Raw genomic sequence first — 15,268 nt, 5'->3', positions numbered from 1 at the left:
CGGGGGAGTCGCCCTCGGGCGACGGGGGCAGCGCCCCCTATTCCACGATTTCCGCTGTCTCGACGACCGCATGAAACAGAACATCCGCCCCGGCAGCCGCCCAGTCCTTGCTGATCTCTTCAGCCTCGTTGTGGCTCAACCCATCCACACAGGGGCACATCACCATGGCCGTCGGCGCCACCCGATTGATCCAACACGCATCATGCCCCGCCCCCGAGATGATATCCGTATGCGAATAGCCCAGCCGTTCGGCCGCATCCCGCACCGCCGCGACGCAACTGTCGTCAAACTTCACCGGGTCAAACCCACCAACCTTTTCGAACTCAATCTCAAGGCCCATCTCTTCCACAATGTCCTCAGCCGCAACCCGAAGGCGCGCCTCCATATCTTTGATCACTTCCAGTTCAGGTGACCGGAAATCAACCGTAAACACAACCTTGCCGGGGATCACATTGCGAGAGTTCGGGAAGACATCGATATGCCCCGCCGCCCCAACCGCATGAGGTGCATGGGACCACGCAATCTCATCTACTTTTTCAAGAATTCGCGCCATGGCGAGGCCAGCATTCTTGCGCATCGGCATCGGGGTCGAGCCAGTATGCGCGTCCTTTCCGGTGACTGTGATTTGCGTCCAGCTTAGGCCCTGACCATGGGTAACGACACCGATGTCTTTTCCTTCGGCTTCGAGAATCGGACCTTGCTCGATGTGCAGCTCAAAGAAGGCGTGCATCTTGCGCGCTCCGACCTCTTCATCCCCGCGCCAACCGATCCGCTGCAATTCGTCGCCGAACTTCTTGCCCTCGGCATCCTCGCGATCATAGGCCCAGTCCTGCGTGTGCATCCCTGCGAACACGCCTGAGGACAACATCGCAGGTGCATAGCGCGTGCCCTCTTCATTTGTCCAATTGGTCGCGACGATCGGGTGCTTGGTCTTGATCCCCAGATCATTCAGAGTGCGGATAATCTCCAGCCCGCCCAGAACTCCCAAGACACCATCGTATTTTCCGCCCGTAGGCTGCGTGTCCAAATGCGAGCCGACATAGACTGGCAAGGCTTCGGGGTCCGTCCCCTCGCGACGCGCGAACATGTTGCCCATCTGGTCCAGCCCCATCGAACAGCCCGCGTCCTCGCACCATTTTTGGAACAGCGCGCGGCCTTCGGCATCCTCATCCGTCAGCGTTTGACGGTTGTTCCCGCCCGCCACACCGGGGCCAATCTTGGCCATCTCCATCAGGCTGTCCCACAACCTGTCGCCATTGATCCTGAGGTTCTGCGCCGGAGCTGCCATCTTGTTTTTCCCTGTTGCTTGCGATTTGGCTCGCTTTTGGTGTCTTGATTTGACCATCTGGTCAAACTCACGCTATCACGGGTTCGAGATCAGTCAAGAAATTGCAGGACTCAGCCAGATTTTTTGCCCTATTCAGCACCCGCCTGCCGGAAAAAGAGACACCCTGAAAACATGCCTGAAGACCGCGCCCCGACCAGAATTCAGAAAAAGAACCGCGCCGCAATTCTCGACGCCGCACTTAATGTGTTCTCAGCCCATGGATTCCGTGGCGCAACGGTTGACCAGATTGCCGCCGAAGCCGGACTAAGCAAGCCCAACCTGCTGTATTATTTCCCATCGAAAGAAGCGATTCACACCGCGCTGTTGTCTGGCCTTCTGGAAACATGGCTGGCCCCTTTGCACGATCTTGATGCACAAGGCGACCCGATGGAAGAAATCCTGGCGTATATCCAACGCAAGCTAGAGATGAGCCGCGATCTGCCCCGTGAAAGCCGTCTGTTTGCAAATGAACTGGTACAGGGCGCGCCGCGCATTCACGATTCGCTGTCCAATGACCTAAAGGCCCTGGTCGATGAAAAAACCGCGATATTGTCCGATTGGATGGATCAGGGAAGGATTGCGCGACTGCACCCCTATCACCTGATTTTCTCCATCTGGGCGCTGACCCAACACTATGCGGATTTTGACGTTCAGGTTCGGGCGATCCTAGGGGATGAAGACCCATATGAAGGGGCCGAGCCGTTCGTTGATACGCTCTATCGTAAGCTACTGACGCCATAAAAAGGGGCCAGCGCTGGCCCCTTTCTTTGCTTACTCAGCTGCTTTTGCCATGGGATTGTTCGGGTGCGTCGTCCAGTTGGCATAGTCTGGCTGAACCTCGCGTCCTGTACGTGGGTCAACCTCTCCGGCCGTCATCGGCACCATCGAGATACAGCCGTCAACCGGGCAGACATCCACGCAAAGATTACAGGCGACACATTCGTCATCCATGACCTCAAACACGCGGTCATCGGACATGGAAATCGCCTGATGACTGGTGTCTTCGCAAGCCGCATAGCACCGGCCACACTTGATGCACTGGTCCTGATCAATTTTGGCCTTCGCCACGTAGTTCAGGTTCAGATACTGCCAATCTGTGACATTCGGAACGGCAAGACCAACAATTTCCGAAACGTCCTTATAGCCCTTTTCGTCCATCCATTTGGACAGGCCAGCGGTCAACTCGTCGATGATCTTGAAGCCATAGGTCATCGCCGCCGTACAAACCTGAACGGTGCCACATCCCAACGCCATGAACTCTGCCGCGTCGCGCCACGTGGTCACGCCGCCGATGCCGGAAATCGGCAAGCCGTGCGTCGCTTGCGACCGCGAAATCTCGGACACCATTGACAGCGCAATCGGTTTCACCGCAGGGCCGCAATACCCGCCATGGCTGCCCTTGCCATCAATCGAAGGCTCGGGGCTGAACGTATCCAGATTGACGCTGGTGATCGAGTTAATCGTGTTGATCAGCGACACCGCGTCGGCACCGCCGTTCTTTGCGGCCTCGGCAGGTTTGCGAATGTCTGTGATGTTCGGCGTCAGCTTCACGATGACCGGGCGATCATAGTACTTTTTGCACCAACGCGTGACCATCTCGATATATTCCGGTACCTGCCCCACGGCGGAACCCATGCCGCGTTCACTCATCCCGTGCGGACAGCCAAAGTTCAGCTCAATCCCGTCTGCGCCGGTTTCCGCCACGCGCGGCAGGATGGCTTTCCAGGCTTCTTCCTCGCACGGCACCATGATCGAAGCGATCAGCGCACGGTCCGGGTAATCCGATTTAACCCGCGCCATTTCTTCAAGGTTCACTTCCAACGGGCGGTCCGTGATCAACTCGATGTTGTTCAGGCCCAAAAGCCGCCGATCGGCACCATAGATCGCGCCATAGCGCGGCCCGTTCACGTTCACGACCGGAGGCCCCTCGGCCCCGAGCGTTTTCCAGACCACGCCACCCCATCCGGCCTCGAAAGCGCGGCGGACGTTGTATTCCTTGTCGGTCGGCGGCGCCGAGGCCAACCAATACGGGTTCGGGCTTTCAATACCCAGAAAGTTTGTTTTTAAATCAGCCATCTATCCGGCCTCCCTGATGCAGTTCTGCATCTTTATCTGTGGGTTTCACGCAGTAAGGCTTGCGTGGATATCCATTGCGGCATCGCGGCCCTCGGCCACGGCAGTCACGGTCAGGTCTTCGCCACCAGCAGCGCAGTCGCCCCCGGCCCAGACACCTGCGATCGAAGTACGCCCGGCCCCAGTTACAGCAATCTTGTTGCCGTCCAGTTCCAAGCCTTCCGGCGCGCCTTCCAATGTCTGACCAATCGCCTTGAGTACCTGATCAGCAGGAACGCGGACCATCTCACCCGTGCCGGTCAGTTGACCGTCATGGCTGGCAGTATACTCCAGTTCGATCTCAGCGGCTGCCCCGTTTCCGTGCACGGCCACAGGCTGCACGTTGGTCATGATTTTGACCCCATGCGAAGCAGCCAAGTCCTGTTCGTATCGGCTGGCCCCCATCGCATCACGGCCGCGCCGATAAGCAATGGTGACATGCTCGGCCCCTAGCAACTTGGACTTCACCGCTGCATCCACGGCCGTCATTCCGCCACCGATGACCACGACATTCCTACCGACCGGCAAATCCGCCAAGTCACCGGCCTGCCGTACATCAGCAATAAAGTCGACTGCGGCCCGCACACCGTCCTTGTCGACACCACCCGCGCGCAGGGCGTTCACCCCGGCCAAACCGATTGACAAAAAGACAGCGTCATAATTTGCAGACAGACCTTCTAGCGAAACTCCCTCGCCCAGAACCGAACCGGTCTCGATGGTGATCCCGCCGATTCCAAGCAGCCAATCCACTTCGGCCTGCGCGAAATCGTTGGTCGATTTGTAGGCCGCGATTCCGTATTCGTTCAATCCGCCCGGCTTGGGTTTGCTTTCGTGAATGACAACGTCATGACCCAGCATGGCCAAACGATGCGCACAGGCCAGACCCGCAGGTCCAGCCCCCACAACGGCCACTGTCTTGCCGGTAGGTGCAGCACGCTCAAACGGGTGCGCACCATCGGCCATCACGCTATCTGTCGCATAACGCTGCAAACGTCCGATTTCCACTGGCGAGCCTTCTGCGGTTTCGCGCACGCAGGCTTCTTCACACAGCGTTTCGGTCGGGCAAACGCGGGCGCACATTCCACCAAGGATATTCTGCGCCAGAATAGTTTCACCCGCCGCTTCGGGTTGTCCGGCCTGAATCTGTCGCATGAACAGCGGTATGTCGATGTCTGTGGGACAAGCCGTCACACACGGCGCGTCATAGCAAAAATAGCACCGATCAGCAGCCACGGCAGCCTCATGCGGGGCCAATGGCGGATGCAGATCCGTGAAATTCGAGGTCAGCTCATCGCTGGAAAGTCGCCCGGAAACTATGCCGGGGACCATCTGGCCCTGTGCCATCGCTCTACTCCCTGTAGATATGTTCGTTATGATCTCAGCTTGCCACAATCTGATTTTTTATCAATTGGTAAAATTTGCCAATTGGTCAAAAAATGAAAAAACCGGGCCAAAAAGCCCGGCTTCACCGTTCTAATGCCTGTTTTTAAAGCAATCGCGGAATTCAGATCATCTGGTTCAGGTGGCCGGACTTCATCCAAACACGTGCGCCAGATGGCCCGGCTTGCGCGCTAGACTTCTCTCCGGGTGGTAGCCTGAGCCAGTCCCAGACCGCAAAATCCTCGGACGATTCCTGCACCGAGCCTTCGATTATGAACAGCTCAAGCCCTCCGGCAGCGTCCAATTCCACCGTTTCGCCGGGGCCTAACGTCAGAACCCGCACGTCCTCTTGCGCGTCTTTGAAGAGTTGCATGTTGCCCTCTCCGTTGATTGAACGCCGCACTTGGGTCCGGTCCTCGGGGTCGAATTGGTGCAGCTTGACCAATATCGTCGCTCCTTCCTTTGCCGAAGGCGTATGGGACGATGTCGGCGGGTTCCGCACGTAACTGCCCACAGGGAAGTCACCCGTTTCATCCTGAAAGACGCCATCCAGAACAAGGTATTCCTCACCCCCATCATGGGTATGCGCGGCAAACGCGCTGCCCGGTGCAAACCGAACAATCGTCGTCGCGCGAGCGACCTCTTCGCCGATCCGATCAAGCATTTTCCGTTCAACTCCAGCAGCCGGTGACGCGACCCATTCGATTTCGTCGAAATGAACTGCCACGCGCTTGGTGAAATCTGCGTTGACCCTCATGAGTCTTCTCCTGTTTCGTCCCGTGTCCAATAGATGGGCGTGCTGCCGCCAATTTCAAATTTCCCATTTCCGGTGCCGCGTGAACTCTGGTTTTGACGAGCCTTGCTGCGTACAGTACGTGCAACACAAATAATGCGCCAATGAGCGGCCAAATTCCGAAAGTCCCTCGATGCAGGCCAAGACCCCAAAGTTCAACGTCGTAATCGTCGGACAGAACAACCGCCTAAAGTACGAGGCGCTTTTGTTTGCCGCTTCGTTGCGGCACAGCTCACCGGATTTTGCGGGCAGATTATTCGTTGCCTCACCCAATTCCGGGCCGCGTTGGCCCCAAGACCCCGGGCTACAAAACGAGGATGTACTTAAGGCTTTGAAGCAGTTGGACGCCGAGGTTTTGCCATTCGACAACCTCGTATTTGGTGAAAGCTATCCCAACGGCAACAAGATTGAAGCCTTGCTCGCGCTGCCTGAGGGTGAGCCGTTTGTGTTTTTTGACAGCGACACGCTGATCACCGGGGATCTGAACAGCGTCGCATTCGATTTTGATCGTCCAAGCGCCTCGCAAAAAGTCGAGGGGACATGGCCCCGCCCAACACTGTATGGACCCGGCTTTGATGGCATTTGGGGCGCATTGTACCGCCGGTTCGGACTGGATTTTGACAGCTCTTTGGACAGATCGCAGCCGCACGACTACTGGCGGCGGTATCTGTATTTCAATGCCGGTTTTTTCTATTACCGCTGTCCCAAAGAGTTCGGGGAACGCTATCTGGAATATGCCCGCACCATCCGGGACGAAGACATCCCCGAAATGGCCGGGCAAACGCTGACCCCTTGGTTGGATCAAATCGCACTTCCCCTTGTCATCCATTCGCTTGGCGGAGGGCGTGACACCCTGCCCCAAGGTCTGCTGGATGGATCGGTGAGCTGCCATTACCGCCTGTTTCCACTGCTATACGCACGCGAGAGTGACCATGTGGTCGAGGTGTTAGAAACCGTCGTTGCACCGAACAAGATCAAGAAAGTGCTCAAGGGGTATGAGCCGATCAGAAAGCTGGTGATCCAGCGCAAAGGGCATAAGATCCGTCAGATGTTCGACCGCGACAACCTGCCCCAACGCGAACAAGTCATTCGCAACAGGATCAAAACTAGCGGCCTTTGGATGCGTTGACTGGGTTGTTGTGCGCAAGCGCCCAATCGCCTAGAGAGTCAGCAACACACATTCCAGAGGGAGAGCTCAACGATGTCAGACGGTCCAACCTACGGCTTTGACACGCTTCAAATTCACGCTGGTGCGCGCCCTGATCCGGCAACGGGGGCGCGTCAGACCCCGATTTACCAGACAACGGCGTACGTCTTTCGTGACGCAGACCATGCGGCCGCCTTGTTCAACCTGCAGGAAGTCGGCTTTATCTACTCTCGCCTGACCAACCCAACCGTGGCCGTTCTGCAGGAGCGTATCGCCACGCTGGAAGGTGGTGTGGGCGCTGTCTGCTGTTCTTCGGGCCACGCGGCGCAGATCATGGCGTTGTTCCCGTTGATGACTCCGGGCTGCAATATCGTTGCTTCGACGCGCCTTTATGGAGGGACCGTTACGCAGTTCAGCCAAACCATCAAACGCTTTGGCTGGTCCGCCACATTTGTAGATACGGATGACGTAGACGCGGTGAAGGCCGCCATCGACGACAACACCCGAGCGATATTCTGCGAATCCATCGCCAACCCAGGCGGATACGTCACCGATATCCGTGCGCTGGCAGATGTCGCCGACGATGCGGGCATTCCTCTGATCGTCGACAACACCTCGGCCACCCCATACCTGTGCCGCCCGATTGAGCATGGCGCGACTCTGGTGGTGCATTCGACCACCAAATACCTGACCGGCAACGGCACCGTAACGGGCGGCTGCGTCGTGGATTCGGGCAAATTCGACTGGTCGGCGAATGACAAATTCCCCTCGCTCGGCCAGCCTGAACCCGCCTATCACGGCCTGAAGTTCCACGAGACGTTCGGCCCGTTGGCATTCACCTTCCATGGCATCGCCATCGGTCTGCGCGATCTTGGCATGACGATGAATCCGCAAGCTGCCCACTATACGTTGATGGGGATAGAGACCCTGTCGCTGCGGATGGAGCGCCATGTCGAGAACGCTCAGAAAATCGCGGCCTGGCTCGAAGCGGATGACCGGGTGGAATACGTGACCTATGCAGGGCTGCCCTCGTCGCCTTACAACGACCGGGTCAAGGCGCAGTACAAGAAGGGCGCTGGCGCGCTGTTCACCTTTGCTGTCAAAGGTGGGTATGACGCCTGCGTCAAGCTGGTGAATGCGTTGGAAATCTTTAGCCATGTGGCCAACCTGGGCGATGCACGGTCACTGATCATCCACTCGGCCTCGACCACCCACCGCCAGTTGACCCCCGAACAGCAAGAGGCCGCAGGTGCCGGCCCCGGCGTTGTGCGCGTATCCATCGGGATCGAAGACGCCGGCGATCTGATCGCTGACCTGGATCAGGCACTGGCAAAAGCGTCGGCCTAAATCATGGTCGAGCACGTAACGAACGACTTGGGCCAACCCATCGGATTGCCGGTTTCGGGCGAGTTTCCACGCCCGACTCCGCCCTACACGCCGATGGAGGGGCGCTATTGTTCGGTCGTGCCACTGGACGTGAACCGGCATGCGCCCGGATTATACCGGGCGTTTGCCAACGATACTGACGGACGGAACTGGACCTACCTGCCCTACGGTCCGTTCAAGGCCGAAGAAGACTTTGAAGTTTGGGCGCGTGCATCGTGTGTGGACGCTGATCCGATGTTTCACACGGTACTGGATCACGAGGGCACCCCGGTTGGGATGACCTCGTTCCTTCGAATCGACCCCGCTGCGGGCGTCATCGAGGTTGGGCACATCCACTTTTCGCCGCTATTGCAGCGTAAACCGCCTTCTACCGAGACAATGTTCCTGATGATGCGCCGCGTGTTCGATGAGCTGGGCTACCGGCGCTATGAATGGAAATGCGACGCACTGAATGCCCCGTCACGCAGCGCGGCCGAACGTCTGGGATTCACATTCGAAGGGGTTTTCCGGCAGGCCGCGCATTACAAGGGCCGCAACCGGGATACGGCTTGGTATTCCATACTCGACACTGAATGGCCCCGCGTCCGTTCCGCGTTCGAAGCATGGCTGTCGCCCGACAATTTCGACCAAACGGGCCAGCAACGCCAATCGCTGCAAGCCCACGCCAAAAGCTAGGGTTACTGTGAAATTCCGAACTCCATCGAAACGGTGACAGAGATCGAGATTTCCCCGCCTGCGACTGGCACTCCACCGGAATCCGCCATGTTGAACTCGCGCATTTGCGCGGCAGGCCGGACGCTCGCCACCTGCTCATTGATCGTTTGGACCGGACCCAGCGTCAGGTTCGCAGCTTGTGCCAATTGTTCAGCCTTGGCGGTCGCTTCGGCTACGGCCTTGGCGCGCGCTTCGGCCTCAACGGGTTTCGGGTCTTTGACACCGAAACTGAGGCCGCCGAAGTCATTAGCCCCGTCCTGAATAACAGCGTCCATGAGCGATCCAAGCTGCGAAAGGTCCTGAACACGTATGATCACCCGGTTCGAGGCGACAAATCCCGTGATCTCTGCCTTTTCTCCGGCCTGGTTGCCGCGCCCGGACCACACAGGCGACAAAGAGATATCTCGGGTCTGGATATCCTGCGCTTCTACTCCCAGTTCCTCCAACCTGCTGAGGATCTGAGATACAGCGTCCGACGTGGCCTGCATCGCGGTTGACGCTTGCGCATCCTCATTCGTGACACCCAGATTGATCGTCGCCATATCCGGGGCCGTCTGAACGGTGCCAGCGGCGGCGACTGAGATGCGACGTTCTTCCGCATGTGCCATTCCCGCAGTGGTCATGGCCAGCACGGCGGCCAGAAAAGCAAGGTTCTTCAAGGTCTTCCCTCCAAATTCATTTATACTAAGATGGGGTGGCAACGGTCTGCCGAACAAGGGGAAGGATTGGCTTTTTCTTTCCCTCGGCGGGATCCTGCTTTAATGTCAGTCTGCGGACGAGACATCGACCGCGTTGATGATGACAATTGTGGTTCCTCCGGAATATGAAACCTGCCTTTGCGCTGTCTTTTTCTTCTGCCGGGATTTCTTTGCACCACTTCGCGGACGATGAGTGGTTCTGCGTTGGCGAAGTTTCCTTGGATGTGGAAGACCTGAGCGCGCAGATCGAAGACCTGCGCAACAAGGGTTTCGCGCTGGAAAACGACCTGAGTTGTAGGCTGATCCTTCCAACTGATCAGGTCCGGTTCCTTTCTGTCGAAACCGATGCGTCCGATCCTGCCGGGACGGAGCAACGGGTTCGCAACGCTTTGTCCGAGGCAACGCCCTATGAACTGGACGAATTGGCGTTCGACACCGTCAGCAGCGGCTCAACCACTTATATCGCCGCGGTCACCAAGCAGACCCTGAAAGAGGCGCAGACATTTGCTGCCGATCACGGGTTCATCCCGGTAGAATCTACAACACAAGTGGACGATCAGGACTATCCGGCCGACCCCCTGTTTTCCTTGGCAGACCAACCGATTGCGCAACCTGCCGCCCCCATCACCCCAGAGGAGCCTGACGGCCCTGCGGTTCACGCGATAGCCGCATCTTCGACCCCGGCTGAGTTCCGCTCGGCCCCGTCGCAAGCGACCGCTGGTCAAGGTTCTACTGCAGGAATGAAACTGCCCCAAGGCCTTGCGATTCCATTGGCAGCAGCGGCGGTGATCGCGGTGGTTTTGATCGGTTGGGGCGTTTTCGGCTCTGATGGCGATGTGCCTTTGGATACGGAACTTGCCGACGTACAGGAAGAACCGGTTGAACCTGTGCAGTTGCCTTTGCAAACCGAAGCTTTGGACGTCGAAGAATCGGAAACGGCAAGCGTCACCCTACCGGAACCCAAGGCGCCGCCAGCAGATGAAGACTTGGCGGGTGAGATTTCCCCAACCGACGCCGCGATCCTTGAGGCGTTGAACGAGACACCAACAGACGCCGCAATTCTTGAGGCGCTAAAGATCGCCCCGACTGTCGTTGAAGATGTCGCAAAAGATCCCGAGCCAGAGCCCGTACAGGTACATGCCAGTGCACGGATCGTCGTCCCCGCCCTCCTGCCTGAGCCCGAACCCGCCGTACCTGAGACGGTCTATCTTACGTCAATCGACAAATCCGATCTTTCGCGGGATGCGATCGCCTTGCCGGAGGTCGACAGCTTTGACACAGACACCCCGTTTGAGCAGGTCGCCGACCCGACCAAGCCCGGCACGCGTTTCGATCTGGACGACCGGGGGCTTGTTGCGGCCACAGTGGACGGCACACTGAATCCCGATGGCATCGTGGTCTATTTAGGGCGCCCAGCGAAGGTGCCGCCAGACGTTCCGGTTCGCTTTGAACAAGAACCCATCGTCGAAGAACTGACCTCGCGTTTGGCAGAGTTACGCCCGAAACCCCGGCCCAGTGACTTGATTGAGCGCTTCGAGCGTCAGCGATTGGGTGGACGAACGCGCGAAGAACTGGCCAGCGTCAGGCCCAAGCTGCGCCCCAAATCTGTTCAAGAGCGGCCACAGGTTGATCACACGCCAACGGCGCTGGCGGTGGTGCGCGTACCGCGCCCCAAACCGCGCCCGGCAGGGCTTATTCAAAGACAGGAAACGAATACGGCCCGGTTGGGGTCAGCCGCAGCAGTTCCACAAAATAACGATGAGGCGGGTTCTTTCCAGGCACGGGCCGTTGCTCCGAAAATTCCGTCTTCTGCATCGGTTGCCCGTCAGGCGACAATCGACAATGCAATCAACCTGCGCAAACTTAATCTGATTGGCGTCTACGGGTCCCCAGCGAACCGCCGCGCGCTGGTGCGGCTTCCCAGTGGCCGCTACAAAAAGCTGAAGGTCGGGGATCGGCTGGATGGCGGAAATGTGGTCGCCATTAGTGACAGCGAGTTACGCTATCAAAAACGCGGTCAGAACGTGACCCTTCGAATGCCACGAAGCTGACGAAAAGGCTCAGAGGCTGAGTCGCACCCTCTAAGCCTTACGTTAGCCAGTCCTTTTAAGCCGCGGAAATCTCGCCGCTTTCGATCTGCTCACGCTCGATGGATTCGAACAGGGCCTGGAAATTACCTTCGCCAAATCCATCGTCACCTTTGCGTTGAATGAACTCGAAGAAGATCGGACCGATGACGGTCTTTGAGAATATCTGAAGCAGAATGCGGGTCTCGCCCCCATCCAGAACACCTTCTCCGTCGATGAGAATTCCGTGTTTCATCATCTGGTCCAGCGGCTCTTCGTGGTCGGCGACCCGATCCGTAGACATCTTGTAATAGGCTTCGTTCGGACCGGGCATGAATTTCAATCCCTTTTCCGCAATAGCGTCGGTTGAGGCGTAGATATCTTCGCTGCCCACGGCGATATGCTGAATGCCTTCACCCTTGTACTTTTTCAGGTACGACACGATCTGGCCCGTTTCGCCACGATCTTCATTGATCGGGATGCGAATGCGTCCACAGGGCGACGTCAATGCGCGGCTGAAAAGGCCCGTGAACTTGCCCTGAATGTCAAAGAAACGAATTTCGCGGAAGTTAAACAGATCACCGTAGAACTTGAACCATTTGTCCATGTTGCCCTTGTAGACATTGTGCGTCAGGTGATCGAGGTAATAAAACCCGTCACCGCGCGGCTTTGATTGCTTGGTCCAGGTGAATTCTTCGTTATAGGGCGAGGTATCGTAATACTGATCAATAAAATAGATCAGCGACCCACCAATCCCCTTGATTGCAGGGACGTTCATTGTCTTGTCTTCGGCGTCATAAGGCTCTGCCCCTTTGGACACAGCGTGCTCATACGCTTTTTGGGCGTCCACTACCCGCCACCCCATCGAAGGGGCGCAGGGGCCGTGCTCGGCCACAAATTTCGCGGCAAAGCTATCTTCGTCTGCGTTCAGAATGTATGTCACATCCCCCTGTTGCCAGAGTTCAACCGCCGGTTTGTCCTTGTGATACCCAACCAGTTCGAACCCCATCTTGGCAAACAGGTCGCGCAGTTCCTGAGGATCGGGGTGAGCAAACTCAACAAACTCGAACCCGTCGGTTCCGGCGGGGTTTTCAGAGCTGATGACAGATTTCGGGGCGTTGTGCGGGAAAGGACCCATGGCGCGTCTCCGTAAATAACAGGAATTTCTTTGCTGATTCCAAAATACGCCTTATCCAATGCTTTTTCTGCGCATTGTTTTCGTGTAACCTAATATAGAACGCGCGATTTGCGCATGGTTTACGAATATTTTAGAGAATTTTCGCATATGCTGGACTCCACCGACACACGCCTTTTGTCCGAGCTGCAGAAGAATGCGCATTTGACTGCGCATCAGTTGGGGGAAATGTTGAACCTGTCGCCTAGTCAGGCAGGGCGGCGACGGCAAAGGCTTGAGGCTGAAGGCTATATCACAGGCTATGCTGCCCGGCTGGATCCGCTGAAATTGGGACTACAGGTTCAAGGCTTCATACAGGTTCATCTGGGCACCCACGGCCCCGAGCAATCCGAAAGCTTTTCCCGCATGGTCGACACCCGCCCAGAGATCACCAGCGCGTGGACGATGACTGGAGAAGCGGATTATTTGCTCCATGTTTATTGCGACGATCTTTCTGCCCTGAACCGCTTGCTTCACCAGGTGATACTGCCGCATCCTGCAGTAGCCAGAGTGCAAAGCCAGATTGTGATGGACCAGCTCAAGCGCGACGCGCCGCTGCCCACCTGACCCGAACGAAAGGACCAAAATGGACGACTTCCTTTATCAGGCGACAATCTATCTGGCCGCCGCGGTGATTGCCGTGCCTTTGTCGGCCCGTCTGGGTTTGGGATCTGTTCTTGGATATCTGGCAGCCGGGATTGTGATCGGCCCCATGTTCGGCCTTGTCGGGGCTGAAACAGAAAGCCTGCAGCATGTCGCTGAATTCGGCGTCGTTATGATGCTGTTCCTGATCGGGCTAGAGCTTGAGCCGCGCGCCCTTTGGGATATGCGGGACAGGCTGTTGGGCTTGGGTGGTCTGCAAGTCCTGCTATCGACGGCTGTGATCGCGGGTGTTGCTATTTATGCAAACCATCCGTGGTCTGTTGCCCTGGCCGTTGGATTGACCTTGTCTTTGTCTTCAACGGCGATCGTCTTGCAAACCCTTTCGGAAAAAGGGTTGATGCAAACGAACGGGGGGCGCGCCACCTTTTCCGTGCTTTTGACGCAGGATATCGCGGTTATCCCAATTCTGGCGTTGCTGCCGCTTTTGGCCATGCCTGCCATGCCTCATTTCGAAGATGACGGCTCTATCGACCGTGGGGTGAAGGACCTTCACGATACCGCGCATCACAGCTTGTCGTTGGTTGAAGGGCTACCGGGTTGGGCCGTGACGCTTGTCACCATCGGCGCGGTTGCATTTGTCATTCTTGCCGGGATTTACCTGACGCGCCCCTTGTTCCGCTTTATCCACGCAACCCGTCTGCGCGAAATGTATACGGCGCTTGCCCTTATGATCGTAGTCGGCATTTCCTTCCTGATGGCCCTTGTGGGCCTGTCCCCTGCCCTTGGTGCGTTTCTGGCCGGCGTGGTTCTCGCCAGCTCAGAATTCCGTCACGAGATGGAAAGCGATCTGGAGCCGTTCAAAGGCCTGTTTCTTGGCCTGTTCTTCATCACGGTCGGCGCCGGAATTGATATCGGCTATTTCTTCAATGACCCGTTTGATCTGATCGGGTTGGCCTTGCTGGTCATCCTGGCCAAAGGGATCATTCTGTATCTGGTTGGTCGCGCATTTAAGCTGCGGGGACGTGATCACTGGCTGTTCACCTTAGGTCTGGCACAAGCTGGTGAGTTTGGCTTTGTTCTTCTGGCCTTTTCGACCCAGCAGAACGTGATCCCCCCGGACCTGTCGCAAAAACTGTTGATGATCATCGCGTTGACGATGCTGATCACACCGCTTTTGTTCATCATCTTCGACCTGCTCTCGCGGCGTATCGGCGAAGGAACACCAACCCCTGAACCGGATGAGATCGACGAGAAAGGCCCAGTGATCATTGCAGGCATCGGTCGCTTTGGTCAGATCGTAAACCGTTTGGTGCGCGCCAGCGGTTTTAAGACGATCGTTTTGGATCACGACATCGAAACGATCCAGCTTATGCGCCGCTTCGGGGTCAAGGGGTTCCTAGGCGACCCCACCCGACCCGAACTTTTGCGGGCCGCGGGGCTTGAGAAAGCTGCGGTTCTGGTTGCGGCGATGGACGATCCAAAGACGGTCACCCGTCTTGTCAGTTTTGCACGCCGCCAGCGCCCCGACCTGCACATCGTCGCGCGCGCGCATGATCGTACCCATGTTTATGAGCTGTACCAGGCCGGCGCGGACGATATCGTGCGCGAGATGTTCGACGGATCACTACGTGCGGGCCGGTATGTCCTCGAAAATATCGGACTTAGTGAGTACGAGGCAGCCCACGCTGAACAGACCTTTTATCACCACGACAGGATGTCCGTCCGCGAGCTTGCTGAACTTTGGGTTCCCGGAATGCCGACGGCTGAAAACAAGAAATACATCGAACGCGCACAGCAACTGGAAAAAGACCTTGAGACCGAGTTGCTGGAGCTTTCCGAAAAACACGCGAAAAAGTCCGCCTGATCCG

The 15,268-nt window shown here is 57.2% G+C and carries 13 protein-coding genes; 7 read left to right on the top strand and 6 right to left on the bottom strand.

Going from position 1 to position 15,268, the window contains the following annotated elements; all coding sequences use genetic code 11:
- Positions 1–37 precede the first annotated feature (37 nt).
- Complete coding sequence (locus tag GOV87_RS01790; protein ID WP_171210614.1) at positions 38–1,288, bottom strand: Zn-dependent hydrolase; 1,251 nt, start codon at positions 1,286–1,288, stop codon at positions 38–40.
- A 171-nt stretch (positions 1,289–1,459) separates the two neighbouring features.
- On the opposite strand from GOV87_RS01790, the gene GOV87_RS01785 reads away from it, so the two are divergent.
- Positions 1,460–2,068 (top strand): TetR family transcriptional regulator C-terminal domain-containing protein, encoded by a 609-nt coding sequence (locus tag GOV87_RS01785; protein ID WP_171122934.1) that lies wholly within the window; start codon positions 1,460–1,462, stop codon positions 2,066–2,068.
- 30 nt (positions 2,069–2,098) lie between these two features.
- Here GOV87_RS01785 and preA read toward each other — a convergent pair whose 3' ends face one another.
- The 3 genes from preA to GOV87_RS01770 all read right to left on the bottom strand — a co-directional run bounded on the left by preA (position 2,099) and on the right by GOV87_RS01770 (position 5,576).
- Positions 2,099–3,403, bottom strand: a complete 1,305-nt coding sequence (gene preA / locus GOV87_RS01780; protein WP_171134774.1) for an NAD-dependent dihydropyrimidine dehydrogenase subunit PreA — start codon at positions 3,401–3,403, stop codon at positions 2,099–2,101.
- 45 nt (positions 3,404–3,448) lie between these two features.
- Positions 3,449–4,783: an NAD(P)-dependent oxidoreductase gene (locus GOV87_RS01775; protein ID WP_171210613.1), complete on the bottom strand. Its 1,335-nt coding sequence runs from the start codon at positions 4,781–4,783 to the stop codon at positions 3,449–3,451.
- Positions 4,784–4,943: 160 nt separating this feature from the next.
- Positions 4,944–5,576 carry a cupin domain-containing protein gene (locus GOV87_RS01770; protein WP_171210612.1) on the bottom strand — a complete coding sequence of 211 codons (633 nt, stop codon included), beginning with the start codon at positions 5,574–5,576 and terminating at the stop codon, positions 4,944–4,946.
- A 169-nt stretch (positions 5,577–5,745) separates the two neighbouring features.
- Between GOV87_RS01770 and GOV87_RS01765 the strand changes: the two genes are divergently transcribed.
- From GOV87_RS01765 to GOV87_RS01755, 3 genes are all read left to right on the top strand, one after another.
- Positions 5,746–6,741, top strand: a complete 996-nt coding sequence (locus tag GOV87_RS01765) for a hypothetical protein (RefSeq protein ID WP_171210611.1) — start codon at positions 5,746–5,748, stop codon at positions 6,739–6,741.
- Between the two features lie 72 nt (positions 6,742–6,813).
- The gene (locus tag GOV87_RS01760) at positions 6,814–8,106 is read left to right on the top strand and encodes an O-acetylhomoserine aminocarboxypropyltransferase/cysteine synthase family protein (protein ID WP_171210610.1); all 1,293 of its coding nucleotides are present in this window, start codon (positions 6,814–6,816) and stop codon (positions 8,104–8,106) included.
- Positions 8,107–8,109: 3 nt separating this feature from the next.
- Positions 8,110–8,820 (top strand): GNAT family N-acetyltransferase, encoded by a 711-nt coding sequence (locus tag GOV87_RS01755; RefSeq protein WP_171210609.1) that lies wholly within the window; start codon positions 8,110–8,112, stop codon positions 8,818–8,820.
- A gap of 2 nt (positions 8,821–8,822) precedes the next feature.
- Here the strand turns inward: GOV87_RS01755 and GOV87_RS01750 are convergent, their stop codons facing one another.
- Positions 8,823–9,518, bottom strand: a complete 696-nt coding sequence (locus tag GOV87_RS01750; protein ID WP_171210608.1) for an SIMPL domain-containing protein — start codon at positions 9,516–9,518, stop codon at positions 8,823–8,825.
- 164 nt (positions 9,519–9,682) lie between these two features.
- Between GOV87_RS01750 and GOV87_RS01745 the strand changes: the two genes are divergently transcribed.
- Positions 9,683–11,608 carry a hypothetical protein gene (locus GOV87_RS01745; protein WP_171210607.1) on the top strand — a complete coding sequence of 642 codons (1,926 nt, stop codon included), beginning with the start codon at positions 9,683–9,685 and terminating at the stop codon, positions 11,606–11,608.
- Between the two features lie 55 nt (positions 11,609–11,663).
- Here GOV87_RS01745 and hppD read toward each other — a convergent pair whose 3' ends face one another.
- On the bottom strand, positions 11,664–12,761 hold the full coding sequence (hppD, locus tag GOV87_RS01740; protein WP_171210606.1) for a 4-hydroxyphenylpyruvate dioxygenase: 1,098 nt from the start codon (positions 12,759–12,761) through the stop codon (positions 11,664–11,666).
- Positions 12,762–12,908: 147 nt separating this feature from the next.
- Between hppD and GOV87_RS01735 the strand changes: the two genes are divergently transcribed.
- Both GOV87_RS01735 and GOV87_RS01730 read left to right on the top strand, forming a co-directional pair.
- Entirely contained in the window at positions 12,909–13,364 is a 456-nt protein-coding gene (locus tag GOV87_RS01735) for an Lrp/AsnC family transcriptional regulator (RefSeq protein WP_171121128.1), read from the top strand.
- A gap of 19 nt (positions 13,365–13,383) precedes the next feature.
- Complete coding sequence (locus tag GOV87_RS01730) at positions 13,384–15,264, top strand: monovalent cation:proton antiporter-2 (CPA2) family protein (RefSeq protein WP_171210605.1); 1,881 nt, start codon at positions 13,384–13,386, stop codon at positions 15,262–15,264.
- Positions 15,265–15,268: the final 4 nt, after the last annotated feature.

This window comes from Ruegeria sp. HKCCA5426, from assembly GCF_013034585.1.
Taxonomy (GTDB): Bacteria; Pseudomonadota; Alphaproteobacteria; order Rhodobacterales; family Rhodobacteraceae; genus Ruegeria.
The sequence above is the reverse complement of the archived record's forward strand: the minus strand, read 5'-3'. Positions and strand labels throughout refer to the sequence as shown.